Source organism: uncultured Treponema sp., from assembly GCF_946187725.1.
GTDB lineage: Bacteria > Spirochaetota > Spirochaetia > Treponematales > Treponemataceae > Treponema_D.
In genome coordinates, this window is record NZ_CAMHSK010000009.1 from 79,675 (window position 1) to 105,010 (window position 25,336).

Consider the following 25,336-nt stretch of genomic DNA (forward strand, 5'->3'; position numbering starts at 1 on the left):
AGTATTGCCGTGAATTGACGATTTACTTCATCTGGGCGGTTTCGATGTAACCGCCTGAGCCTTTGGTTATGGCGTAGCCGAGGATTGGGTTCATTGTACCGTTGCCCCAGATTGTTCCATTTTCGTTTCCTGAACTTGTTGTACCGACTGTTCCGTCAGTTTTTGTCGAAGCGATGAGATTTCCAGAAGAATCTTTCCATACACCAACATTAATATGATCTATGGAAATCTTGCTGTTGCTAGGAATTATGCTTACTTCCCAGTTTTCAGTAAAGTTTTCATCGTCGGCACCGGTAATATCATCTGCCGATGCGATTGATTCTGTTCCTGCCCAGTAGGCAACTTTTGGACGGGCACAACTGCTTCCATAGTAACTGATGTACGGAACAGGCTTTTCATCTTTTAGTGCGACATCAATGTTAAGTTCTGTACCAACAATTCCGTAAGAATCAACAATACACTTCTTTGCCCCATCTGGATCTTCTGGATTACTAATATAAGCATACCAGACATCAGCATTTGCATTGTCATAACATGCGATATGAACTTTGCCTTTGCTGTCAAGAACAACCTTACAATGTTCACCAATACCGTTTCCTTCTCCGAAGATTGCTACAGGTTTGTGCCAGCCGGTCGCACTCTGAGAGAATGAATCTATACCGCTGGATGTACCATCATTATTTTTTCTATAATAGTTGTTACCCTTATAAGTTGGTGCCGTAATTTTTTGCGGCGCCTTATTGTATGAATAGAGCATTTGATTGTTTGTAGCATCGTACCAGACTGCTACAACAAGATCGTCTGTAAAGTTTACAGGTTCTTCTTCTGTTCCGATATTGTAAGTTTCACCTCCCTGATATTTTGCGGCAATACTTACATACTGACCTGCATATACAGGCTTATTATCACGAGTCATTACAGCGGTATTTGCAGTATATTTAGAAGATGTACCACTTCCAGGAACAAATGTCCATTTATCCTTTGTCTGCCCTGCAATCAAAGAAACATATTCCAATGTGTATGGCAAGTCTATAACCTTCTTTGATTTTGTTAGTGAAACTGTACCTTTAGTATTATCGTTTCCACCTTCGGCATCTGGCTTACCATAATAATCTACAAAAAGATCATTAGCATCATTACTACGAACCAATTTATCAGAATTCGAGAAAATACCCCATTTGAAACGAATTTCATCATTTATGGCATCATAGTAAGCAAGGTAAACATTCGTACTTGTGGCAGATTCACTTGCAACTGTTGTTGCTATCGAAGGTGACTGTATTCGTTGTTTATGAATATTGTTTCCACTCCAGTTTGAACCATCGGTACTGTCTGATTGTCCTATCAGTTCTATTCTTAACTGTCCCTGGCCTCTGTTATGGCCATACTTATCTGTATCTCCACCTTCGCCCCATCTACTTGTAAATATAGCAAATGAATCGGCACTTGGCTGATCATTTATATCACCACCTGCGGCTGTACCAAATGAATTACCGTTTGCATCATATGCAAAGCCTACACTTGTCCAGAAATCAACACCACCTTCCCAATTCAAATATGATTTTCCTAAACTTCCCATGCTGAAATTCAATGGACCATTAGCAAACGCAAAACCTACCTGTTTGTTATATGGGTTAATTGCCATTACGGGCTGACTTAAAGGTCCGCTTTTCGGTTTTCCTGCTTCTGAATCAATCCCCCACACATCCAGCACGACATCATCCGTCAGGTTGTTGTTATTATCTCCGTTCGGCTGGCGGTTGTAGAAGTTTCCGTCTTTGTAGGTGCTGCCTGTGCTGGTTACGCTTTGGGTGGCCTCGTATGCTTTACCGTATGCGCCGTTATTGTTCTTGTTGTTGAGAGACTCAACTGTACCGACTTTTACGGATACTTCACCAGAAGTGAATTCCGAGATTGCACCTACACTGTAAACTTTTCCGGTCGGAGCGGCACTTCCTGCGTACCATTTGAGGCCTGTGAGTGCTGTGATTTCTATTTCTTCACTGAGTGCGGCGGTTTGGGGTGTAGTCTGTTTGTCGCACAATGTTCCGCCTGCAAGGTTGAATCCGTAGATATAGATTGTTTCCGTTGAGGCGACTGGGTAGTGGCCGAGGGCGGTTCTGTCGTAAACGCTGGAGTTGTTCTTCTTGAGGCTTGAAAGGCCGGTCTTGACTCCCGCGATGTACGGCACGACATCCATCTGATAAATCGGATAGTTCGTTGTTCCGTCGGTTACTTTGCGTTTGCCCTCTTCAATTCCTGGTGGAACGATGCAACTTGTTGTTGTTTCATCATCTGTTCCGGCATTAGTAATTTTAGAAATCATTGTTGTTTTTCCAGCTGCATCAGTTGCGAGGACTGTGAGTTTTACATCAGTTGCGGCTGTAGTCTTGATTTGTTCGGTGTCAATGTCGAGAGTCCAGTAAATTTTGTGTCCTTTCTGGCTGAAATAAACTGAATCATCGAAATTGCCTGTTGAATCAGCTGTTTTATCGACTACTTTGAATTCATAACCGTTGTTGACCATAGTTTTTTCAGCGACTTTCCAAACCATTTCTTTTGAAGCGGCATTTGAGTCTTTTAGTTCGTAAGATGCGATTTCAACCTCTGCGTCTGATTCTCCAACGATAAAGTCACCGAATTTAATCTTTATCTTCGAAAGTCTTCTATTATCATATGCAGTTCCTGTGAATCGAATCTTACCAGAAACTTTCGGGTCGTCGTCATATTCTGCGTTCTTTGCTGATTCTTCGGCTGCTTTATTGTCCGTATAAGCCTTTGTCGTCTTCCAATCATCTTCAAGTTCAATGTGACCTTTCAAATCTGCGGCACTAGAAGCACTTTCAGAGCCATAAACTGAGTTATTTTTTAAGCTCTTCCAGTAGAACGGATTTACAACAACGGTCGGCGGAAGTTTGTCACCTTGTTCAATAGTGAAATTCTTGACATAAAGGACTGCGTTCAGAGAGTTAGTGCCTTGTGTTGTCTCTTCGGTTGAATCCCAGAATGTGAAACTCATTCCTTTGTTTTCGCCATCTTCCCCGAGTGAACCCGCACCTATTGTAAACGCGTGCATTTGAGTGTTTGTGCTAGAAGCTGCGAAAGTTCCCGCAACATTTCCTGTGAAGGTTGAGATTCCGTTTTCACTTGCAATTGTTATGTTTTGGTCAGAAGAAATCAAAACATTAGAAACTGTAGCTGCTACTGGGGTCGCGCTTGTTGCAGTCGTGCTCAAAACCATTCCGATATCACCATTTCCGCCTGTAAATTCAGGGATTACGGCAAGTCCGTTCTTGATTTTGAAGACACCGTTCTGATATTTTGCTGTTCCGTCTGACAGCTCTGCGGTGAAATCAAGCGTGTAAGCTGACTGAGTATTTCCTTCTGCTCCAAGAATGTCGTATTCTACGATTTCAGAAAGGCTGTCGGAATTCGTGAATTTATCATCGCCCGAAAGGTCTGTTCCGAGGAAGACTTTTGCCAGTCGCGGAGCGTTATTCGTAATGGTTGTATTGATTGCCTTTTCGGCAACATTTCCTGCGTTGTCGAAGGCGAGAATCACGAGGGAAACCGGGCCATCGCTCATGTTCGTAGAGTGAATTGTTGCATCCCATGTCCAGGTTTTGCCGCTTTTACTGAATGATTCTGGCATTCCGTCGCCGTCATCACTTGTATTTTCGAAGGTGAAGTCTTTTCCTGAATAGCTTGCGACTTTTTCTGTTGCGCTGTTGTCAATCACCTGTGCAATCGGGAAGTAAGCGTCAAAGCTTGTTGTTTTAGCGGCCGCAAGAGCTGGAGTGAAGGTGATGGTTTTTCCTTCGATTTTTGAAATTCTATGGAGAATTCCATCGATTTCAACTACACCGCCTCGCCTTACATGAGAATCATAAGCAGATTCTGTCTCGTCCAATGTAAAGGTGTCTGTTGTGGCTGTACCGCTGTATTTCTTTGCGTAGAGATAGAATTTTTTATCCCCCTGAGTAAATTCGCGTGCTGTAAGGTCAGACATTTTAACCTTAGCGTCAGCCGGTGAAGTTGTAATCATCGGATCCATGACGATTTCTGTTCCGATTGGATCTTTTGTAATTTTGTCTTTTCTCATGTAGTAGAAAAGAATATGCTCAACGCCTGAGCCTTCGTCCGTAGAAGAGCCTGAAAGTACGAAGCGATAGTTTGAATCTTCAATTGAAGAGAATTTTGCGTCGGTAAATAGAGTTCCGTTTGCCTTGAGTGTATCAAGAGTCGGAGCGGTTTCATCAATCTTGAATTCGAATGACTGTTTTGAACTATGGTCAGTATCAGTTGCTTCGATTGTAAACTTTACGCTTTCCGAATCTTTTGGAATCGGAATATAAAGACGGACACCTTTTTTGTTTGTAGAAGTGTCGGTTACATTTTTTTCAACAAAGTAGTCATCTACATCACTAAGTGCTTGCGAAGCCCCATCCTTGAAGACAGAATAGCCTGTAACACTAGTTTCATCGAGCAAGGTCGCAACGAGTGTCCAGTTTCCGCGAAGGTACATGTCATCTTCGTAAGTCTGGCTTGAAGTGTATGTGGTTGTCGGAAGAGCCGTGAGTGCAGAAGTTCCGTTTCCGTACTGATTTATGGCAGGTATGATTACAGGAGCCGTGTCGTCAATATGAATTGCGATTAAATTGTCTCCGCTCGTCCATGCACCGAATTTAGCATCAGCATTTACGCCGCACGCACGGAGAGTGATATTTGTTGTTTCATTTTCAGGCGGATTAAGTTCTCTGTCGCCATTGAGCTTGATATTCCATGAGGCCGTTCCTGTTGCTTCGATTCCCCACCATGCGTCTAAGGCAGCTTTTGTAGCAAATCCGAATTGCTTGGCCTGTTCATCAGTTGTAATGGATACAGTGCTTCCTTTTATTGCATTGATTACATCTTGTGCGCTTACAATCGTGTAGCCGTAAGTGTTCTTTGCTTTGTATGAGTCTGTTCCGCTTTCTGAAGCTGTATAGGTTCCTGTAAAGCCTGCATTTTCATCTGCAATCTGATAGTAAATTGCCCTTACGCTTGTGGTTCCAGACGGGATTTCAGCAGTACCTGTCGCGCGGATTGTTCCGCCGAGGATTGCATATTGTTCCGAAGCGCTCTTGTAGTTTTCTTTTGTCGGATATGTGAATTCAACCTTTGGCTTATCATTGTCTGGATTGTGCCTGATGAAGAAGTCTGTATAAACGGAAGAATTGCCCAAAGCATCTGTCGCCATGAAGTAAACCGGGAGATAGAAAACTCCGCTTGTCGCGCAGTCGGCATTTGTTGCAAAAGCAGCCTTGTCATAAGCGGCAAAAAGCGGATTTCCTGCTACGAATTTGTGTTCATCCGGGTTAGAATTTTTTGTGTCATATTTGCCATCGAAATCAAACTGCCATGCACTGGCCGAAGAACCTGTCGCAAGTGAAGAAACTCCGCCGTTCCAGTTGAGACCTTTATAATATGCGATTTTGTATTGTTCTGATTCTGCGGCACTTGTTTCGTCGTTTGTCGGAACAAGCCACTGGATGTTTGCAGTTCCCGCGCCGCCTTGGTCTGTGGCGGTTCCCGTGATTTCAACCGAGCCGGTAACTTCTGTGCCTGATACAGGTGTTCGTATTGCGATTTCAGGTGATGAATTGTCCACGAGGAAGGTTGCGTTTCCGTTTCCAACAAGGCCGAGTTTGTCATATGGAATGACTTTAATCGTGACATTGCCGCTCGGAATTGAAGAGAAGTCAATTGGCTCAGTTGTCCAAGCTGCTTCTGTCTTTTCGGTAGCGCCATCTTTTGCGTATTCTGTAAAAGTGCCCTTCACTTCATAAGTGCTGTCTGCGATTGCATCTGAGTCTTTTGAGCGGAGTTTTAGCGTGTGTTCGGCATTGCCTGAATCTTTGTATGTGATTTCGAGTGCGATTCCGTCGATTCCGCTTGCGTCGCTTGCTGAAATCTTGAAACGGGCTTGCTGCTTTTCTGTTCCACCGACGATGTAGCTTGCGTTTACGCCTTCATATTCGGTGTATTCGCTCGTTCCTTCTTTTAAGCCACCGTTTTCACTGCCGTTTGATTTGTATGCGAGGGCTTGAATGTCAACGACTGTCGGTGAGCTTGAATCAGAACGGTAAGTGAATGCAGCCGCATTTTCTGAATCAGCAAGGTCTGTGTTGTTTACCTTGACTTTTGGAATGTTGAGATAATCAGTTACAGAGTTTTTAGATTGATATGTCGTGTAGAATTCTGTTCCTTTTGAATCTTTTACATAAATATAGAAAGATTTTTGTGCGTCAACATTCTTTCCTGCAGTAGCATCGGCTGAAGGGGTGAAAGTGACTGTTCCTTCTGTTGTATTGTATTCTGAGTTTGTAGGTGCAGTTTCAGTTCCTGTGAAAGGTGTTTCTGAAATGTAGACCTTATCAATTCCGTCATCATCGCTCACCGTTGCAATCACCTGAGACTTCGTGCCGTATTTGAGGACGAATCGGTCTTGTGCAGAAGAACCCAAATCCGTGAGGTTCGTGATTTTGATAACAGGGCGGTCATCGTTCTGGGCGATTGTGTAGGTCTTTTCTTCTGATTTTGAGTTTCCTGCCTTGTCGTAAGCCGTCACTCGTATTTTGAGCGGTTTTTCTGTTGAGTCCGGGGCATAATCGCTCGTGAAAGTGTCTAATTCGACAGTCCAAACCCCTGTGTCAGCGTTATAGACTGAAGCATTTGTGGTGCCGTCTGCGTTCTTTGTGGAAGCAAGTTCAGTATAATCGCCATAGGTCACGGTTTCGCCATTTTTAGTGCCTGTGACCGCTTTGATAACAGCATAGTCGAATCCGCCTGCATCAGAAGCAGAGCCTTCGATTGTAATCGTTTTGTTTACTCGTGAAGCCGTTGGCGAAGTGATTGTTACAACTGGATCTGCTTTATCAATCTGAATCGTTGCGATTGTGTCTGTGTAAGAATTGCCCGCAACATCCCTGAATGTGCCGTTGATTGTGTGCACGCCGTCTGAAAGCGCACTAAGAGCCTCTTTTGAAAGGGTGAGCGTGAATGCTTTGGTATGATTGTCGGCTTCCTCGTCTGCGTCATAAGAAATCGCACCTATTAGTGCTGAAATTGAAGAGGTATCGATTCCAGAGAAGTCAGCCTGATCAGAAATCGTTCCTGTTATGGAAATAGCTTTTTTGGCATTAGAGAGAAGTGGAATAGCCGTGCTCTTTTCTGAATCCCAAAGTGCCACTGAATTTGCTGCATCTTCGACTTTGTAAGCAATCGAGTTATGGTTTAGAGCAGGGGCTTCTGTATCAATGTTGATTACAAAATTGCCTGAAGATGAAGAGTTTCCTGCTTCATCCCGCGCCGTGAATTTGATTTGTGCTCCGTTTGTAAAGCCTGTTAGCTCTGAGCTGAATTTTGAATAGCCTGTCGCACTGTTCGGAATGATTGTGCCAGAAACAGCAGATTCCGAAGATGAAGACGGGCTAATCGTGTAGTCGATGATTTTGATTCCGCTTCCAGAAGCTGATTCGCTGAAATATCCGGAGAAGGCGAGCGTGTCAGTCTGTGAAACCTTGTACCAATTGCTTGTCGCGTAAACTTTTCCGCCTACGATGAAGTTTTTGTCCGCGTCCGTGTACCAGACTGGGGCAGTCGTATCAATCAGTACATTTACGCTCTTTGTGCTTTGATTTCCTGCGACATCTGTTGCCGTGATTGTGAATACCCATTTTCCGTCATTATCATGGTTTGCCGGTGCGAGAACTTTGAAAGACCATTCGCTAGATTCAAGTGGGCTTCCAGCTCCAAGGCTCGGCAAATCTGAAAGCACATTCGCTAAATTAGTGACCTGAGTACCGTTCTTTGTGGCCGTGACGACAAATGCGTTTTGTGAGGCAAGTCCGTAGGTGTCAGAGATCTTGCCTTTGACAGTGACCGTTTCATTGCTTCCTGTTGAAGAAACATCAACTGACTGACCTTCAACTTCTTTTGTGACGGAAATTGAATCATCGAAGAGAGGGGCCTTTGTGTCAACGAAGACTGTGAGCGAATCGCTGTTTAGAGAGTTGCCGTTCGTGTCGGTCGCGGTCACGAAGATTGTGTTTTCTCCTTCGGCGAACACGACGCTTGCCGTGTATGTGCCTGTCTGACCGGCTTCATTTGTTCCCTCTGCAGAAGAAAGTGACATTGCCTTTGCGGTGCCGCCATTGAGCGTGTAAGTGAGGTTTCCGACTCCAGAAACTGCATCGCTTGCCTTTGCCTGAATTGTAAGGACTGTTGTATCATAGTATTTAAAGTCTGATTTTCGCTGTGTCGTGATTTTTAGGTTTTCTGCAAATTCAGGCGGAATGCTGTCACAGAAGAAGCTGATTTCGTCTGTCGATTTTTCGTTATCGAGATAGTCTTTTGCCGTGACTTTGATGCTTAGATGACCTTGCTTTGAAATGTTTGCGTTTGCAGTCCATTTTCCGCTTTCGACCAGTGCAGTGCCTGAATCAATCTGCTCTTCGCCCATCTTGATTTCATAGTCAACTTCCTGAACGCCTGTTCCGTCATCAAAGGCCGTACCGCTGATTGCTACTGATGCCGCATTTCCGCCATTTTCTGGCTTGAAGTTTTCGCCGGATGCAGGTTTAACGACCGTAACTGTTGGAGCTGTGCGGTCAACCTGAACGATGAATGAATAGTCCGCCTTATTGCCCGCATTATCTGTTGCCGAAAGCTTGTATGTGTAGATTCCGTCTGCCAAATCGGCTGTCTCTGGTGAAGTGAAGCTCCAATTAATAGAAGAAATTCCTGCTTCTGTTGAATTGATTACAGAAGCCGTAAAATCTCTTGCTTGTTCGCCCTGTTTTGTTTCGGTGAATTTTATGTCACTTGTATTGAATTTGAATGAATCGCTTATTGTTCCGCTGATTGTGAACTTTTCGCTTGCAATGTAAGTCGTTCCCTTGTTCCAGAGGCTTGTGTAATCTTCTTCTGGTGAAAGCGGGGTGACAGACTGTGTGCCGCCCTCATTTGCCGTGATTGCTTTGATTGCTTCGGTCACATTAAGGGTTGATTTCGGGGCATTGCTGTCAACGCCGAACACCTGTTTGACTTCCGTTGAATTTCCTGCTTCATCTTCGGCAATTACATGGAGAACATACCAGTCTTCTGAAACTGAATAGAATGGCTGCTTCCAGTTTCCGGTTGCGTCAGGATTGATTTCAATTTCGCCAATCGCATCTCCGCTTTCTTCGGATTGTGCAACATTGTACTTTTTATAAAATGCCCGCACTTTCTTTAAGCCGGTTCCGTTTTCATTGTCTGATGCTTTTCCTTCGAAGGTACAGGTCGCGTTTTTGGTCGTGTTTGTCTGTGTAAAATTCTTGTCGTTTAAAGCGGTGATTTCAACAACTGGAGGCGTTTTATCAATCACGAAGGTCCTTTTGAGGATTGACTTGTTTCCGGCCTTGTCGCTTGCCGTAATTACATATGAATATTCACCGCCCGCATCAACTTCAGAATTGCTGATTTTCCAGCTTTTGTTTTCATCTAGTTCAAGAGATTTTCCTTCGCTGCCGTTGAGTGTATAAGAAAGGGATTCAAGGTTGGTTTCGGTCAAAGTTCCTGAAATTTCAAATGAATCCTTTGCGTAAGAGTAATCAACGCCATCACTCTTTTTCGTGAAATTCGTGTCCGCATAACTCAAAACTGGTGCGGTCTTGTCGGCCACAATGCTGAGTTTCTGCCATCCTGATTTATTTCCGACTGAATCGATTGCATGGGCAAAAATCGTGTAATCGCCGTCATCAATGTCGCTCGTTACGAAGCCGGAAATCGTGCCGTTCCAGTTCTTTTCGTTCGTGCCATCCTGTGCAAGAGAGCTTACCTGAATGATTGTTGAATCTGAATCGCTGTATTCGTCTTTGATTCCTTTGACTGCGACATATTCAGCCTTTGCGACTCCTGTTCCGCTTCCGTCATCGGCAACAAGTGAGAAGGAAAGCGGGAGTGTGCTGTTAAAATAGGTCTTTGAATCAGAAGAGGAGCTTCCTGTCGTGCTCGCAGAAAGATTGCTTACAAGTGGGGCTGTCTTATCAGCAATGTATGAGATTTGCCAGCTTGATTCCTGACCGTATTTGTCTTTTGCGATGTAAGTGATTGTGTATTTTCCGTCTGCTTCAGGAATTATAATCGTATCCGTGAAGATTTTGCCTTCGCCCGCTGTGCCTGTGACAGATTGTGCATTTTTGTAAGTGCTTTCTGCCCCAGATTCGCCTGAATCAGCTGAAAGAAGGACTGTTCCGCTTCCGTCAATCAAAGTTCCTGTTACGGTAAAGTTTTCTTTAAAGGCCTTTCCGTCTGCTGGACTGACATTTTTGAACTCTGGAGCGCCATTGTCCACTGCAACCCAGAACAAGCCGGTCGTGCTGACTCCGTAAGGATTTGTTTCATCGGTGAGAAGTTCTGTTACGATAAAGTCTCGTGCTTTGATTTCTAGCTGATATTCGCCTTCTTCGTCTGGGAGCGTAATACTGACTTGCGCAGTTGTTTTTCCTGGCAGAGGCGTTTTGATTGATTCAATTGACTGACCTTCGGCATTTTTAATCGAAACTTCGTATTCAACGATTGAATCATCATCTGAAATCGAGAACTGGAGCTTGTTGTTGCTTGTAGTGCCGAACATATTGTGGCTTTGCGTGATTTTGTTTCTGTCTGTTTCAACTTCGGCGTTTCCAAGCGTAATCAGCGGCCTGTTTGTTTCCTGCTTGATTATGAAATTCTTGCCATCGTTCGTTTCTTTTGTTGAATAGCTGTGGCTGTTTCCAACGCTGTCGAATGCGGTAATCGTAAGCTCAATTTCAATCGCTGGGTCTGGCTCTTTTTCGGTCGCGAAGTACTTTGTGATAAGATTTGTGTCGAATCCGCGGTTTATTGTTGAAACGACTCCAAATGAACCGTCAAGAAGATTTCCGTCAGCATCTTTAACTCCGAGCGCGCTTAAAATGCTCAGCAGCGAAATGAATTCTTCGTCTGTTCCGGCGCGTTTTGCAAAGACATTGTAAACGACTTCGCCAGGCTTCTGTTTTTCATCAACATTGCCCTTTATGTAAGCGGTTCCATTGAGATAAGTGTTTGTGTCTTCTGAACCGTAATATTCTGAGCCAAGTACATAAGGCGTGATTGAATTGATGATGACTTCCGGCGGTGTTGTATCGATGTAAACGCTTCTTTCGATTGAACTTTCATGCCCCGTGCTGCCTGTGATTGTGAGCTTGAGCGTATACATGTAATAAAGTTTTGAATCTTTTTCGGCTTTGACCTCTTCGTATCCTTCAATTTGGGATGGAATGAGAATCCAGTCATATTTCTGCGTTTCTGAGTTGAGTTCACATGAGAATCCTGCGGCACTTGTGAAGGTCTTTTCTTTTGAGCCTTCGATGGCTGCTGAAAGAGTGCCAAGCACATCGTTTGTTTCTGCATTGCTTACGGTAATTTCTGCCTTGATTTCTTTGATAAAGGTATTGTTTGTGTTTTCGTACGCAATTCCCTTGAAAACAAGCCGGTCGGTTTCTGAATCTTCAACATAGCCGGAAGTTGCAAAATATTCATTATTTACAGGTGAATCGATTGTGATGGTCGGGGCCTGTCCTGCGACATTTCCGATAAAGCCGTAGAGCTGTTTTTGAGACAGATAGACATCATCCATGTCTTTACCTGTCGTAACGATGATGTACGCATTATTGAGCGTGATTGAATCAGGGGTTTCCATAGAAAGATTAATTAAACTGTCAGACGGAGCCGTGTCAGATGAATTGTCCAGAAGGAGCGCCCAGCCTGTGTCTTTTTCAACTGCTTCCAGTGTGTCATCTTCGTTAGATTCAGCCGCTTTTACTCTTGCCACGAGAGATGCAATGTCTTCTTCAAGCTTTGCTTTTGAAAAGATTCCGTTGTCTTTGTCACCGATTGATTTAATCCATACTTTGAGTGCAGAAGGCTTAATCTTTACGCCGTCAAAACCTGCGCTCACGGAAACCATTATGCTCTGCTCGGCGATTGCGGTTTTTGTGTCACTGGCGGCGTTTGTTCCGTCATCATTATAATAGAAAGAAAGCCCGCTGACTGTATAAGTCGGGTCTGCCTTTGGGTTGAGCGAGAAGGAAAGCGATGAATCTTTTGCAGATGAGGTTCTTTTTGCAAGAGAGTAGAGTGCGTCGGAAAGTTCAGAAATTGTCGTGGGCTTCACACCTTTGTTCACAAAATCGGATTCTTTTGCAGTGCCGTTCAGAACAGCGCGGAAATTGTTTACGCTTAATCCCGCACCTTTTGTTCGGCTCAGGTATTTTACGTAAACATCATCATAAAGATAGACTGTGGTTGTCGAGTTGCCGCTTCCTGAACCAGCCTCTTTTTCTTCCGGGTTTTGATAGACTTTTGCAGAATCAGAAAGTGTGACCGTACATGAATAAATCTTGTCGCCTGCCTCAACATCAGAGCCGTAAATCTCTGCGTATCGGGTATTTTCTTTATCTGTGCCGTTTTCGAGATAGCGTGCGATTGTTACGCTTGAGCTGCCTGTGGTCGGAATTTCTTCTTCGGAATAAGGCTCAGTGTTAATCAAAGTGCCGTTTTCGTCATAAATCAAGACTTCCATGCTTGAGACCAAATGACTTTCAGAAATCGTGCCCTCAATGGTGAAAATCGAGCCGTATTTTGAGATTTTTGCTGAATCCTCAAGAGTGTCAGAGCGCACGACACCAGGCTTTGAAATTACAAAAACAGGAGGCGTGTTATCGATGTCAAAAGACTGTGAGCTTGTGCCCGAAGAATGTCCCGCCGCATCGTAAGCCGTGACATCAAATTTGTAGTTTCCGTCAGGGTATTCCCAGCCGTTAAAATATTTGGGATTTAAGGTGTCTTCTTTATTAAGGGAAATTTTCCAGGTTTCGGCAAGGTGGTCAATTTCTGCGGGGTATGTTCCGTAATTCTTTTGTGTATCAAGATTTGTGACAGAGACTTCAACCCGTGTGACTGCCTTATCATCGGTACAGGTTCCTGCAAGATAAAAAGTGCCCCGAACCGCGCTTGAAGCCGGAGGATATGCGATTGTTAAAACCGGGGATTCTGTATCAATTGTGGCACCAAGGCCAGAATTTTCTCCGCAGGAACTTAATAGAAGTAAGATTGTTGTTGAAAAAGCAAAAAATCCAGAGCTAAATTTCTTAAAAACATTTCTGTTCATATCATATTCCTCTCTGATAAAAATGTTTTCTATATATAGTAAATATTGTAAGGCGGAAAAAGTGCAATGTCTAAATTTAAGCTAAATTTTAATGTATTTTTCCCTGTCTTAATATTTTCGGCATATTTTATATTGAATAATATGAAGATTCTGAACACAATATTAAAAATATTTACTTACTTTCATTATAATAATGAAATAAAAGTGTAATGATTAAACAAAACGATACACAATCTTAAAATTATGTGCTATTCTCTTTGAAGGAGAATTTACTTACTATGGAAAGAAAAGCTGGAATTTTGTTTCATCCGACAAGTTTGCCGGACAGTGCAGGAATTGGTACTCTCGGAAAGAGTGCGTTTGAGTTCATTGATTTTTTGGAAAAGGCCGGAATGAAAATCTGGCAGGTACTTCCTCTTGGACCGACCGGTTATGGTGACAGTCCATATCAGTCATTTTCAACTTTTGCACTCAATCCGCTCCTTATTGATTTTGATGATTTGGTTAAGCGTGGTTGGGCAAGTAAAAATGCCGTTAAAAAGCCATCATATATTAAAAACAAGGGATTGATTGATTACGGTGCAGTCGTCTGGTGGAAGAGTGCTGCTCTCAAAGAAATCGCAAAATCTTTCCTCGAAATGATTACAAGCCCTGAAGCTGCCAAAAATGGCTCATACGACCCGTCTGTAAAGGCTGATTTTTATGCTTTCTGTCAGGAAAATGCTTATTGGCTCAAAGATTATGCTGCCTTCACAAGCATCAAGTCTTTCTACGATGCAAAAGCTCAAAAAGAAAGTGACGAAAAGAAATGCAAGGTAAACGGATGCTGGAATGTCTATTGGGAAGATTCTCTTTCACGACATGAGCCTGCTGCCGTTGAAAAATGGATTAACGAACATACAGAAGATTTCCTTGAGACCGAAGTAATTCAGTTCTTCGCTGCGACTCAGTGGAATGCCGTTCACGAATATGCCAAATCAAAGGGAATCGAAATCGTTGGTGATGTTCCGATTTTCGTTGCTGCTGATTCAAGCGATGTCTGGGCTAACCAGAACATGTTCCTGATTGGCGAAGACCGCAATTTCACAGTGGTCGCAGGTGTTCCGCCGGATTATTTTTCTGCCACAGGTCAGCTCTGGGGCAATCCTCTCTACCATTGGGAAAATATGAAAAAAGACGGCTATTCATGGTGGATTGCACGAGTCCGAAAAATGCTTTCCCTTGTTGATTATGTCCGAATCGACCATTTCCGTGGCTTCGAGGCTTACTGGGCTATTCCGTTCGGAAGCGAAAACGCAATCAATGGCAAATGGGAAAAGGGCCCTGGAATCGAGCTGTTCGATAAAATCAAGGCTGAACTCGGTGATTTGCCGCTCATCGCAGAAGATTTGGGTATCATCACTGATGGAGTTAAGGCTTTGCGTGACGGTGCAGGCTTGCCGGGCATGAAGGTTCTTCAGTTCGGTCTGGACACAAATGAATTCAAAGAAGGCGCACTCAAAAATGTTTTCCTTCCTCACAATTTTGATACAGTCAATTGTGTTTCATATACTGGTACCCACGACAACGATACCACACAGGGCTTGCTTGAATCACTCGATGATGAAAATCTCGTTCTCTTTGCTGATTATCTCACTGGCGAGCAGAACAGCGTTGAAGAAGCCAAAAAACTTCTTGCAAGCAAAAAACTCTGTAAGGAACTCGTCAAATGCAATTATTCAAGCATTGCGAATTTTGCCATCGTTCCGTTGCAGGATGTTTACGCTCTCGGCACAGAAACCCGCATGAACACACCAAGTACAAGCGGTGCGAACTGGTGCTGGCGAGCAGATAAAAATTTGATTTCAGGTCCAAAGGCCGAAAAGGCCGCTGCCTGGCTCAAAAACCTCTGTGTTCTTTACGCACGATAAAATGAAAGACAAATTGCTGACTTTATGGGAACTTTTCTCAGTGTTTTTTAAAGTGGGCTTGTGTACCTTTGGCGGCGGGATTGCCATGCTTCCTATTCTGGAGCGGGAACTCGCCGAAAAGCGGGACTGGACGAACAGTGATGAACTCCTTGATTATTTCGCAATTGGTCAGAGCACTCCAGGAATTATTGCCGTAAATGTGGCGACTTTCATTGGTCACAAGCGGGCAGGAATTCTTGGAGGCTGTGTCGCCACTTTCGGCATGGTTTTTCCTTCTATTATAATCATTACGCTGATTGCAAAATTCATATCGAATTTCAGTGAGATTGAATGGGTCAAAAAGGCACTCACAGGAATCAATGTTGCTGTTGCGGCGATTCTTACGAGTGCGGTTTACAATTTTTCAAAGAAGTCTGTAAAAAATCTTTTCGGCTTTATCCTTCTTGTGATTGCTTTCGTGCTGATTTTTATTTTCAAGGTCAGTACGGTTTATGTGATTTTCGGAAGTGCCATTTTGGGCGTAATTCTTGCCGGATGCCGGGGAGAGTTCAAAAAAGAGGTTAAAAATGACTGATTTTATGATTTCACAGATTCAGGCTCAGAGCGGGGTGGGGCTTTTCTGTCTCATCGCTGTGTTTTTTTATGTCGGACTGATTACAATCGGTGGCGGCCAGGTTGCAATCACTGTCATGCAGCAGGTGCTTGTCGAGCAGTTTCATCTGATTGACGATGCATTCTTCTTCAACATGGTTGCTATTTCTGAAAGTACGCCGGGCCCAATCGGAATCAACATCGCAACTTACATCGGCACGGAACTTTACGGCATTTGGGGCGGATTTTTCAGTACTCTTGGCGAGGTTCTGCCTTCATTGATTTGTATCGTTATAATCGCCCGCTTCTTTGGTAAATTCTCCGAAAAAAAGGGTGTAAAGGCGGCATTCAGTACTTTGCGTCCAGCTGTTTCCGGCGTGATTGCTGTTGCGGCTGCAAAAATCATTATTCTGGCATTGTTCATCGTTCGCGAAGGATTTTTGCTTTCTGCACCTTCAACTTGGAACGACAACATTCAGATATACGGAATCAGTGCGATTTTTTATTTACTCTGCCTTCTCGTGCTCTTTAAGACCAAACTGCATCCTGTCTTTCTTGTAGCGGCTGGTGCTGTTTTTGGTGTATTTTTTTGTTGAGTTTCTCAAAAACCATGCTATAATTGATTCATGAGTACACATATCAACGCGCCAGAGGGCGCAATCGCTCCAAATGTTTTGCTTCCAGGCGATCCTTTGCGGGCTAAATTTATCGCAGAAACTTTTCTGGAAAATGCCAAGTGCTACAATGAAGTACGCGGCATGTATGGCTTCACAGGTACATATAAAGGCGTTCCTGTGAGTGTTCAGGGTACTGGCATGGGTCAGCCTTCGCTTTCTATCTATGTCACGGAACTTCTAAAATTCTACAATGTTCAGACTGCAATTCGAGTCGGTACTTGTGGTTCAGTCAGCGAAAAAGCACAGCTCCGCGATACTATCATCGTAAATTCTGCTTGTTCTGATTCATGTCTTTTGAACCAGCGTTTCGGCAACATGCACTTTGCACCAACTGCAAATTTTGAACTTGTTCGTGCCGCAGATAAAGTTGCTGCAGAAATGGGTATCCGCTATCAGGTAGGTTCCGTTGCTTCAAGCGATTTCTTCTACGACAAAAACGAAAACTGGAAGAAGTGGGCTGAATACGGTGTTCTTGGAATCGAAATGGAAAGCGCAGAGCTCTTCACTTTGGCCGCAGAATACAAACGCCGCGCCATGGCAATCATGACTGTAAGTGACCACATTCTTCTTGGTGGAGCAACCACCGCCGAAGAACGCCAGACCACCTTCACCAACATGATGAAGGTCGCTTTGGAAACAATCGTCGCAACACAGAAATAAAAAAAAAGCCACACAGATTCAGTTCCGTGTGGCTTTTTTTTGCTATTTATTGACGCGGCATCCTTGCCGCTAGTTGTTAATCAAAGAATCCGTCGCAGAAATTACCTCCTGTAATTTCTGCTAACGAGTTTTGAACAAGTCAAAACTCGCGGCATTTCCCTGCTTATCAGTGACGCGGCATCCTTGCCGCTACTTGTTAATCAAAGAATCCCTTGGCTTTTAAAAGCTCTGCGTTCAAGATACCACCGAGAGCGGCTCCTCGCTTTGTGTTGTGGCTCAATGCTACGAACTTGATGTCAAATACATTGCACTTGCGCAAGCGACCGAGTACACATGCCATGCCTTTTTCGGTGTCGCGGTCACGATTTGGCTGTGGACGGTTTTCTTCTTCGCGGTAAACGATTGGATGCTCTGGTGCGCTAGGCAATTTGAGCTCCTGTGGAAGAGACTTGAAGTTTTCCCATACTTTGAGAACTTCTTCGAGGCTTGGTTTTTTATCCTCTGGCAAGTCGAATTCAAGGTTTACGCTTGCTGTGTGACCGTCGATTACAGGAACACGAGTACAAGTTGAAGAAACGATTGGACCTGCTGCATTCTCAATCTTTCCGTCTTTTACAGAACCCAAAATCTTGAGACACTCTTTTTCTGTTTTTTCTTCTTCACCGCCGATATATGGAACGATGTTGTCAATCATGTCGAATGATGGAACGCCTGGGTAACCAGCGCCAGAAACTGCCTGCAAGGTTGTTACAATCATGCGTTTAACCGGGTAGCCTGCCTGCTGCAAAGCGTAGAGCGGCATCATGTAAGTCTGCAAAGAGCAGTTTGGTTTTACTGCTACAAAGCCCTTGTCCCAACCGTGATGCTTTTTCTGTTCTGCGATTACATCAAGGTGAGAGTAGTTGATTTCTGGGATGAGCATCGGAACATCTTCTGTCCAGCGGTTTGCACTTGCGTTAGAAACAACCGGGATTCCTTCTGCGGCATAAGCTGCTTCGAGAGCCTTGATTTCGTCTTTGCCCATTTCGAGAGCTGAGAAAACGAAACGGCATTTTCCCAATGCGGCTTTTGGATCGTTTGCGTCCTGAACGATGAGGTCTTTTACATCACAAGGAATGTTTGCGCCGATGAGCCAGCGGTTAGCGACTGCCTCTTTGTAAGCCTTTCCAGCAGAGCGCGGAGAAGCCGCAACATAAGTTACCTTGAACCACGGATGATCTTCCAAAAGCTTAATATAGCGCTGACCAACCATACCAGTAGCGCCCAAAACACCAACATTAATCTTATCTGCCATAATTTTCTCCAGTATTTATTCAGACGCAGATGCACACAGATGAACACAGATAATTTATTTCTTATACGAAAGACTTTCAGCTTATGCGAAAGTCGCTCGTAAACACAAAGAATATAAATCCGCGTGTATCCGCGTTTATCAGCGTCTAATTTTACAATCCACACTCTACGAGTGCTTTTTCGATGATTTTTTTTGCGTCGTCTGTTACATCAACCAAAGGCAGGCGGCATGCACCAGCTGGAAGACCTTTGAAGTTCATTGCGTATTTGATTGAAGTCGGGTTGCCGTCGACGAAAGCTGCCTTGAAGAACGGCATGAGGCGATAATGAATCTTGCGTGCACCCTCGATGTCGCCATTCAAAGCCTTGTTTGCCATTTCTGTTACGACTGCAGGAGCGAGGTTTGAAACTACGGAAATGATTCCGTCACCGCCCATTGCAATCAAAGGCAAAGTGAGACCGTCATCGCCGCTCAAAACAGCAAAATCAGGCTTCTTTGACTTAATCTGTGCGATAACATCCATCATCTGATTGATGTTTCCGCTTGCTTCCTTGACACCAACGATGTTTGGCAATTCGGCGATTCGAGCCAAAGTGTCGGTTGTGATGTTAGTGCCTGTTCGGCCCTGAATGTTGTATACAACGATAGGAATTCCAACCTTAGAGACTGCTTCAAAGTGGCGGAAAATGCCTTCTTTTGAAGGTTTGTTGTAATATGGTGTGACGACAAGTGCAGCATCTGCACCAGCTTTTTTTGCGCGTTCACAGTATTTTACTGCGTCTTTTGTGTTGTTGCTTCCTGCTCCGAGAATTACAGGGATTTTTTTACCAGATTTTTTCTCGAAAGATTTGACTTCTTCCATGACAATCTCAATGAGTTTGTCTTCTTCAGAGCCTGGAGTTTCGTCCAAAGTAGGAGTTTCAGCTGTAGTTCCGAGCGGAACAAGACCGTCAATGCCCTGCTCAAGCTGGAAAACAACATTTTTTCTGAAACCTTCATAGTCCACAGAACCGTCTTGGTTCATAGGAGTAATCATTGCTGTAAAAGCACCGCGCAATTTTGTCATTTTCGAACCTCGTTTTGTTAGGTAAAAGTGAGATTATTTTAATAAAAAATCAAGAAATATACAACGGAAAAATGCAAACGGAAAGTTGAAAATGGAAAGTTGAAAATTTTTATGGCGCGAATAATTAGCAATTTGCTTGCAGTTGGCAAAGGACGAGCGAAGCGATGTCCTGTGTCGCAACTGCTCACTGCAGCACATTGCTACTTGCTAATTACTCTTATGACTTCACCATGGCCTTCTAGGGTGATTTTTTCGCCTGAAAGCAATGCAAAGATATCTTCGGCTTTGAAAGATTCTTCTGTTTTGGTGCCGTCTTTTGCAGTTGCACGGATTGTGCCTTGGCCTTCAGAAATGAAGACGAGTTCAACCCGTTCTGAAGACGGAGAAACAAGGAAAGAATAGCCGCCTTTTAAAGGCTCTTTCTTCAGCTTGAAGTATTCACATTCAAATTCTTCGCCGAGTGGAGCGATTTCCTGTTTCTTTTCATTTTTGATTACTTCAACGCCTTTTTCGATGTGAACTTCACGCGGGCGGCCCCAGTCATAAAGCCGGTATGTGATGTTGCAGCTCTGCTGAACTTCAAGGAGCCTTAGTCCTCCACCAATCGCATGAACTGTTCCCGACGGGATGAAAATGAAGTCACCTTTTTTGACTTGAACACGGCAAAGATGCTTTTCGAGGGTGTTTGTTTTGATGGATTCACGAAGCTCTTCTTTTGATGGATTTCCGTTTAATCCATAAATGAGGCTTACTCCTTCATCTGCGCTCAAAACATACCAACATTCTGTTTTGCCTCGTTCATTCTCGCCTTCAAGACGTTTTGCATCTTCGTCATCCGGATGAACTTGGACAGAAAGAGTGTCATTTGCCTGAATAATTTTTACGAGTAGGGGATAGTCACCTGCAAGAGCCTTGAATTCACTCTGACATCCGTCAACATGGGTTGAAGCAATCCAATCCTCATATCCCCAAACCTTTTCCGACCGAATAGGATTTAGTTTAAGCATAGCAGTTAGCAGTTAGCAGTTAGCAGTTAGCAGCTAGCATATTTATTTTCATTGCTCACTGCTCCTTGCTACCTGCTAACTATTATTTCTCCCACAATTTTTCTGGATAGTAGCCAGATTCTATCTTTTTAGATATTTCGCTCTTTACGACTTCTTTGTCTTCGGGGTAGGTCATGCCGAACCAGCTTTCATCGCTTGTGAAGACTTTGATTCTTCCTTCACCGTTTTTGATGATGTCACTTGCTGCAACCGGGAGAAGAGCCTCGGCTTTTGGATCAGTGAGCTTGTTCTGTTTGAAATCAGCCCAGTATTTTTCGAAGCGCTCAAATGCCTTTGGAGAGAAGCCGAAAAGATTCATGCTTACGGTTTCGTTTCCTGTCATGGGAATGTTTTTGCCGTTAAGCTCAGAAATGATTTCGTTGCCTTCGAAATGCTCGCCTGTGTAATAGATTTTTGTGTTCTCAACGATTGATTTGAGGTATCCGCCTTCTGTCTGAGCGACACCGCGGCTTACAGAACCGTTTCGGCTCATTGTTTTGCCGAGAGTGTAGCCTACCATTGCGTGCTCTGTGCAGTCGTTATTAATAGAAGAAAGATAGCCGCCCAGAGTTTCGAATGCAGCCCTTCCGTAATAGTCATCTGCATTGATTACGGCAAAAGGTTCATTGATAGCCTGTTTTGCACAGAGGACCGCATGAATTGTGCCCCATGGCTTTGCTCGCTCCGCTGCCTTTTTCTGCTCCTCTTCTGTCAAAAGAGCTGTAGGTGTCTGGAAAACATATTCCGCGTCAAAATTGCGTGCTACACGGTCAAAGAGCCTTTCGCGGAAATCCTTTTCAATGTCTTTGCGGATGATGAAAACGATTTTGCCGAATCCGCATTTTTTTGCATCATAAGCGGCAAAGTCCAAAAGACATTCGCCGTTCTTTCCTACTGAATCAATCTGCTTGACTCCACCATAGCGGCTACCCATTCCAGCCGCCAATACTAATAATGTCGGTTTCATATAATTTCCTTTTCTTTAGAATAGCACTTTAGTTTAGTTTTTTCCACCGAATAATTTTCAGTTTTCTGTTTTAAATTTTCAATTTATCTATGTTTTTTTAAAAATTCCATGAATTCATCTTCTTTTAATGGCTTTGAGTAGAAGTATCCCTGAACCTGATCGCATTTGATTTTGCGAAGAAAGTCACGCTGCTCTTCGGTTTCGACTCCTTCAAAAATCGTCTCTTTTTTGAGGTTCTTGCCCAAATCAACAAGAGTCTCGATGAAGCTTTCGGATGTTTCATCAAGAGTGCCGCGCTCTGCGTCATTTGCAAACAAGAATGATCGGTCAAATTTGAGAATGTTGACAGGAATCGTTGAAAGCATGTTGAGTGAGCTTTCGCCTGAACCAAAATCGTCCATGGCAACGCGGAGACCTTCTTTCTGGAGCATGACTGTAATTTCTCGCAGAAGGTTTTTGTCCAAAGTGGCCCGTTCAAGAAGTTCGACCTCGACTAATTTTGACGGAATTTCATATTTTTTGAGCAAAGTCGTGAAATCATGTACGAATTTTTCTGGCTTGTCATGATTTCTGGAAACATTTACCGAAATTGGTACAATCGGCTCGTTTTCGTCAAGGCACTTTCTGAGGAATTTGAAAACCTGTTCGTAGACATAGAAATCAAGCTTGATGATGAAATTGTTGCGCTCAAAAAGAGGCACAAATGAATTTGGCGGCATGTAGCCCAGTTCCGGGCTTTGCCATCGGACAAGCGCTTCGGCACCAACGACTCTTTCTGTTGCCAAAGCAATTTTGGGCTGGTACATTACGAAGAATTCGTTCTTTAGAAGGGCACTCTCCATATGTGTTTCGATGAAGTTTTCTTCTTTTGACTTGCGAAGAAGTTTTTCATCGTAGATTGCGAACTGTTGAAGGGCGTTCTCTTTGATTGTGCTTTTGGCGAAACTTGCCCTGCTTATAAGAAGCTGCACGCTCGGAATTTCGTCCTGCATTTTGGGTGCGTAGAATGCAATTCCGAATTTCGGCATGAACGGAAGATCGTAATTTTTGGTGGTGGCGTTCATTTTTTCAAGGTCGGTCTTGAAGAAGTGCATTGCCTTATGAATAGAAGAAACCTTGATGAAAACACAGAAATGATCGGCATAGTCACGGCTCAAAAGACCGTCATGCAGCTTTGTGTTTTCGTAAAGGAGCTTGGAGAAATAGAAAAGCAGCTTGTTGGCCTTTGCTTCACCGTACTGCTGGTTGATGAATTTGAAGCCACGGATATCAGAATCAATCAGCATGAATTTTGAATTCGGATATCGTTTTAAGAGCTTGTTTGCTTCTTTTTCAAAGTAACTTCTGACCCAAAGGTGAGTGAGCGAGTCAACGTTAGTAGAAAGAAGCTGATGTCGTTCCAGGAAAGAGTGAACCCAAATTTCGAGCAGGAAAATGAGCGAAAGCACGACGACAATGATTTCGATGAGGAAATTCTGATATGATTTCTGTGCCCTTTCAAGATTTGTGAATTCTTCGGCCGGAACGGAATAGCTGATTGTCCATGGAGCAACTTCGCTCTGTCTGTAGAAGACATAAACTGATTTTCCGTCCGTGCTTGAAGACTCTTTTACATGATAATCGCGCTCTGGTGTGTGAAGAGTTTTGTCAGCATACTTCCAGGGTGAATAGACCCAATTTATCCATTTTGGCTCATAATGAAGAATCAGTTTTTTATTTTTGTCCTGAATTGCGAACCTTTTATTTGTTTTTTCAAAATATTCGGCGAGCTTGTTGATTGGACAGGTTGCCATGAGCATTCCGATTACTTCGTGGGAATCACTGTAAATCGGGCGAACGAACGAAAGGCCTGAAAGTCCGTCTTCTTTGGACTCAAGAATGTTGCTTACATAGAAAGTTGATTTTCCGGAAATGATTGGTTCAAAATATTCCCTGTCAGTGACATCATAGTAATGACCGAGGGCATTCCAACTGTTTCCGTTTTTATCGGCATAAACAATCTGTGTGAACGGATCTTTTATGTTTGGCTGTTCTTTTAAGAGCAGTTCCTGAATTTTTTCGATAGAAAGATTTTTGTAAGCGATTTTTGCGTAGAAGAGGTCAAGCCGGGACTCAAGCTGCCGGAGCCTTGTATCAACCGTAAAAGCATAGTCTTCAACCATTTCATCACAAGCACTGATGAAATTTGCTTTATGGTTGTCCTCGATTTTCGTCAGGAGTGTTTTAGCGATAACGATATTGAGAACAAGAATGAGTACAAGTGAAACCGCAAATGAGAAAAATCGTTCTGTGTTACTGTTAATGTAAAACTTTTTTTTCATAATATAAGAAGATTCTTATAACTCCCATTGAAATAATTTTAATACATATTCCAATAAAAGCAAGAAAAATGTAATATAAAACGCAGGAGTTATGAGTTGTAATTTATAAAAAATGATGTGAGGTAAAAAATGAAGACATTTCCTTTGAGCCACGACGAACTGATGAAACTTACAGAAAAGTTTCCGACCCCATTCTATCTGTATGACGAACAGGCCATCCGCGAGAACATGAGGCGTTTCACAAAAGCCTTTTCAATTTTTCCTGCTTTCAGAGAGTATTTTGCCGTAAAAGCATGTCCGAATCCGTATATTTTAAAGGTTCTGGCAAGCGAAGGCTGTGGTGCGGACTGTTCAAGTCTTCCTGAACTCATGCTTTCTTCTATGAGCGGAATCAAGGGCAAACTCGTAATGTTCACATCAAACGAAACCCCTGCAAATGAATACAAATACGCTGCCGCAAACGGAAATATCATCAATCTCGATGACATCACGCACATTCCATTCTTAAAGAACGCACTCGGCGGCAAGATGCCTGACACAATCTGTTTCCGCTACAATCCGGGCCCGGCAAAGCACGGCTGCAACTCAATCATCGGTAAGCCTGAAGAAGCAAAATACGGGCTTACCCGCGAGCAGATGATTGAAGCCTACAAAATCTGCAAGGAAGAGGGCGTTCAGCACTTCGGCTTGCACACAATGGTCGCTTCAAATGAGTTGAATCCAGAATTCTTTGTTGATACGGCAAAACTTGTCTTTGAGCTTGCGGCTGAAGTAAAAGAAAAGACTGGTGTCCGAATCGAATTCGTTGATTTGGGCGGTGGTCTTGGAATTCCGTACAAGCCGGATCAGAAGGCTGTTGATTATGATGAAGTCGCAAAGGGAATCCGTGCTGAATATGACCGCGTTATCGTTCCGGCTGGCCTTGACCCGCTTGAAATCTGCTGGGAATGTGGCCGCCCGATTACAGGCCCTTATGGCTGGCTCGTCGCAAAGGCAATCCACGAAAAGCACATTTACCGCGAATATATTGGTTTGGATTCTTGTATGGCAGATTTGATGCGTCCGGGAATGTACGGCTCATATCATGAAGTAACTGTCAGCGGCAAAGAAAATGCTCCAAAAGACCATGTTTATGATGTGGTCGGAAGTCTTTGTGAAAACTGTGACAAATTTGCCGTTCAGCGCGAACTTCCAAAAATCGACATGGGAGATTTAGTGATTATCCACGACGCGGGCGCACATGGCCGTGCAATGGGCTTTAACTACAATGGAAAATTGCGTTGTGGCGAGCTTTTGCTCCGTTCAGACGGAAGCGTAAAAGAAATCCGCCGCCGAGAGACTATTGACGACTTGTTCAGCACTTTGGACTTGGCTGGCGTGGATGATTTTAATTAAAAGGTCGATTGGCGGGTTTTTGAAGTTACTGGCTGTATCAAAAAAAAACGGCTCCCAGTCGTGATAACGACTTATCGAAACCGCAGGCTAGCCTGCTACACGCGTTTTGTGCCCGTAACTATATACGTTTGCCGCTCTCGCGGCAGCACAAAACGAGTGTTTTCGTAAGCCGTTTCACTCCTTCGCGCCGTTT

General features: G+C 43.7%; 11 protein-coding genes. 5 read left to right on the top strand and 6 right to left on the bottom strand.

Annotated features, from left to right (window positions below; all coding sequences use genetic code 11):
* Nucleotides 1–22 precede the first annotated feature (22 nt).
* On the bottom strand, nucleotides 23–13,216 hold the full coding sequence (locus tag Q0Q74_RS05765) for an Ig-like domain-containing protein (protein WP_294429312.1): 13,194 nt from the start codon (nucleotides 13,214–13,216) through the stop codon (nucleotides 23–25).
* 278 nt (nucleotides 13,217–13,494) lie between these two features.
* On the opposite strand from Q0Q74_RS05765, the gene malQ reads away from it, so the two are divergent.
* Genes malQ through deoD form a run of 4 tightly spaced genes read left to right on the top strand, consistent with a single transcriptional unit; the run spans nucleotide 13,495 to nucleotide 17,054 of the window.
* Nucleotides 13,495–15,126, top strand: coding sequence for a 4-alpha-glucanotransferase (malQ, locus tag Q0Q74_RS05770; protein WP_294429313.1), 1,632 nt, complete (start codon nucleotides 13,495–13,497; stop codon nucleotides 15,124–15,126).
* A 1-nt stretch (nucleotide 15,127) separates the two neighbouring features.
* On the top strand, nucleotides 15,128–15,700 hold the full coding sequence (locus Q0Q74_RS05775; protein WP_294429314.1) for a chromate transporter: 573 nt from the start codon (nucleotides 15,128–15,130) through the stop codon (nucleotides 15,698–15,700).
* Nucleotides 15,693–16,313, top strand: a complete 621-nt coding sequence (locus Q0Q74_RS05780; RefSeq protein ID WP_294429315.1) for a chromate transporter — start codon at nucleotides 15,693–15,695, stop codon at nucleotides 16,311–16,313. The genes Q0Q74_RS05775 and Q0Q74_RS05780 overlap by 8 nt, the downstream gene beginning before the upstream one ends.
* Before the next feature lie 30 nt (nucleotides 16,314–16,343).
* Nucleotides 16,344–17,054, top strand: coding sequence for a purine-nucleoside phosphorylase (gene deoD, locus Q0Q74_RS05785; RefSeq protein WP_294429316.1), 711 nt, complete (start codon nucleotides 16,344–16,346; stop codon nucleotides 17,052–17,054).
* Between the two features lie 196 nt (nucleotides 17,055–17,250).
* Here the strand turns inward: deoD and asd are convergent, their stop codons facing one another.
* From asd to Q0Q74_RS05810, 5 genes are all read right to left on the bottom strand, one after another.
* A complete protein-coding gene (gene asd, locus Q0Q74_RS05790) occupies nucleotides 17,251–18,348 on the bottom strand; it encodes an aspartate-semialdehyde dehydrogenase (RefSeq protein WP_184659437.1) in 1,098 nt (365 codons plus the stop codon).
* 151 nt (nucleotides 18,349–18,499) lie between these two features.
* A complete protein-coding gene (dapA, locus tag Q0Q74_RS05795) occupies nucleotides 18,500–19,414 on the bottom strand; it encodes a 4-hydroxy-tetrahydrodipicolinate synthase (protein ID WP_294429317.1) in 915 nt (304 codons plus the stop codon).
* A gap of 200 nt (nucleotides 19,415–19,614) precedes the next feature.
* Nucleotides 19,615–20,421 carry a type I phosphomannose isomerase catalytic subunit gene (locus Q0Q74_RS05800; RefSeq protein ID WP_294429318.1) on the bottom strand — a complete coding sequence of 269 codons (807 nt, stop codon included), beginning with the start codon at nucleotides 20,419–20,421 and terminating at the stop codon, nucleotides 19,615–19,617.
* Between the two features lie 82 nt (nucleotides 20,422–20,503).
* Nucleotides 20,504–21,427, bottom strand: coding sequence for a hypothetical protein (locus Q0Q74_RS05805; RefSeq protein WP_294429319.1), 924 nt, complete (start codon nucleotides 21,425–21,427; stop codon nucleotides 20,504–20,506).
* Between the two features lie 83 nt (nucleotides 21,428–21,510).
* Entirely contained in the window at nucleotides 21,511–23,748 is a 2,238-nt protein-coding gene (locus Q0Q74_RS05810; protein WP_294429320.1) for an EAL domain-containing protein, read from the bottom strand.
* 129 nt (nucleotides 23,749–23,877) lie between these two features.
* Between Q0Q74_RS05810 and lysA the strand changes: the two genes are divergently transcribed.
* Complete coding sequence (lysA, locus tag Q0Q74_RS05815; protein WP_294429321.1) at nucleotides 23,878–25,143, top strand: diaminopimelate decarboxylase; 1,266 nt, start codon at nucleotides 23,878–23,880, stop codon at nucleotides 25,141–25,143.
* Nucleotides 25,144–25,336: the final 193 nt, after the last annotated feature.

Bases quoted from the DNA above. Each gene is read 5' to 3' on its own strand.
- deoD (WP_294429316.1), top strand. From the start codon at position 16,344: ATGAGTACACATATCAACGCGCCAGAGGGCGCAATCGCTCCAAATGTT.
- Q0Q74_RS05775 (WP_294429314.1), top strand. From the start codon at position 15,128: ATGAAAGACAAATTGCTGACTTTATGGGAACTTTTCTCAGTGTTTTTT.
- asd (WP_184659437.1), bottom strand. From the start codon at position 18,348: ATGGCAGATAAGATTAATGTTGGTGTTTTGGGCGCTACTGGTATGGTT.
- Q0Q74_RS05765 (WP_294429312.1), bottom strand. From the start codon at position 13,216: ATGAACAGAAATGTTTTTAAGAAATTTAGCTCTGGATTTTTTGCTTTT.
- Q0Q74_RS05800 (WP_294429318.1), bottom strand. From the start codon at position 20,421: ATGCTTAAACTAAATCCTATTCGGTCGGAAAAGGTTTGGGGATATGAG.
- Q0Q74_RS05810 (WP_294429320.1), bottom strand. From the start codon at position 23,748: ATGAAAAAAAAGTTTTACATTAACAGTAACACAGAACGATTTTTCTCA.
- malQ (WP_294429313.1), top strand. From the start codon at position 13,495: ATGGAAAGAAAAGCTGGAATTTTGTTTCATCCGACAAGTTTGCCGGAC.
- lysA (WP_294429321.1), top strand. From the start codon at position 23,878: ATGAAGACATTTCCTTTGAGCCACGACGAACTGATGAAACTTACAGAA.
- dapA (WP_294429317.1), bottom strand. From the start codon at position 19,414: ATGACAAAATTGCGCGGTGCTTTTACAGCAATGATTACTCCTATGAAC.
- Q0Q74_RS05805 (WP_294429319.1), bottom strand. From the start codon at position 21,427: ATGAAACCGACATTATTAGTATTGGCGGCTGGAATGGGTAGCCGCTAT.
- Q0Q74_RS05780 (WP_294429315.1), top strand. From the start codon at position 15,693: ATGACTGATTTTATGATTTCACAGATTCAGGCTCAGAGCGGGGTGGGG.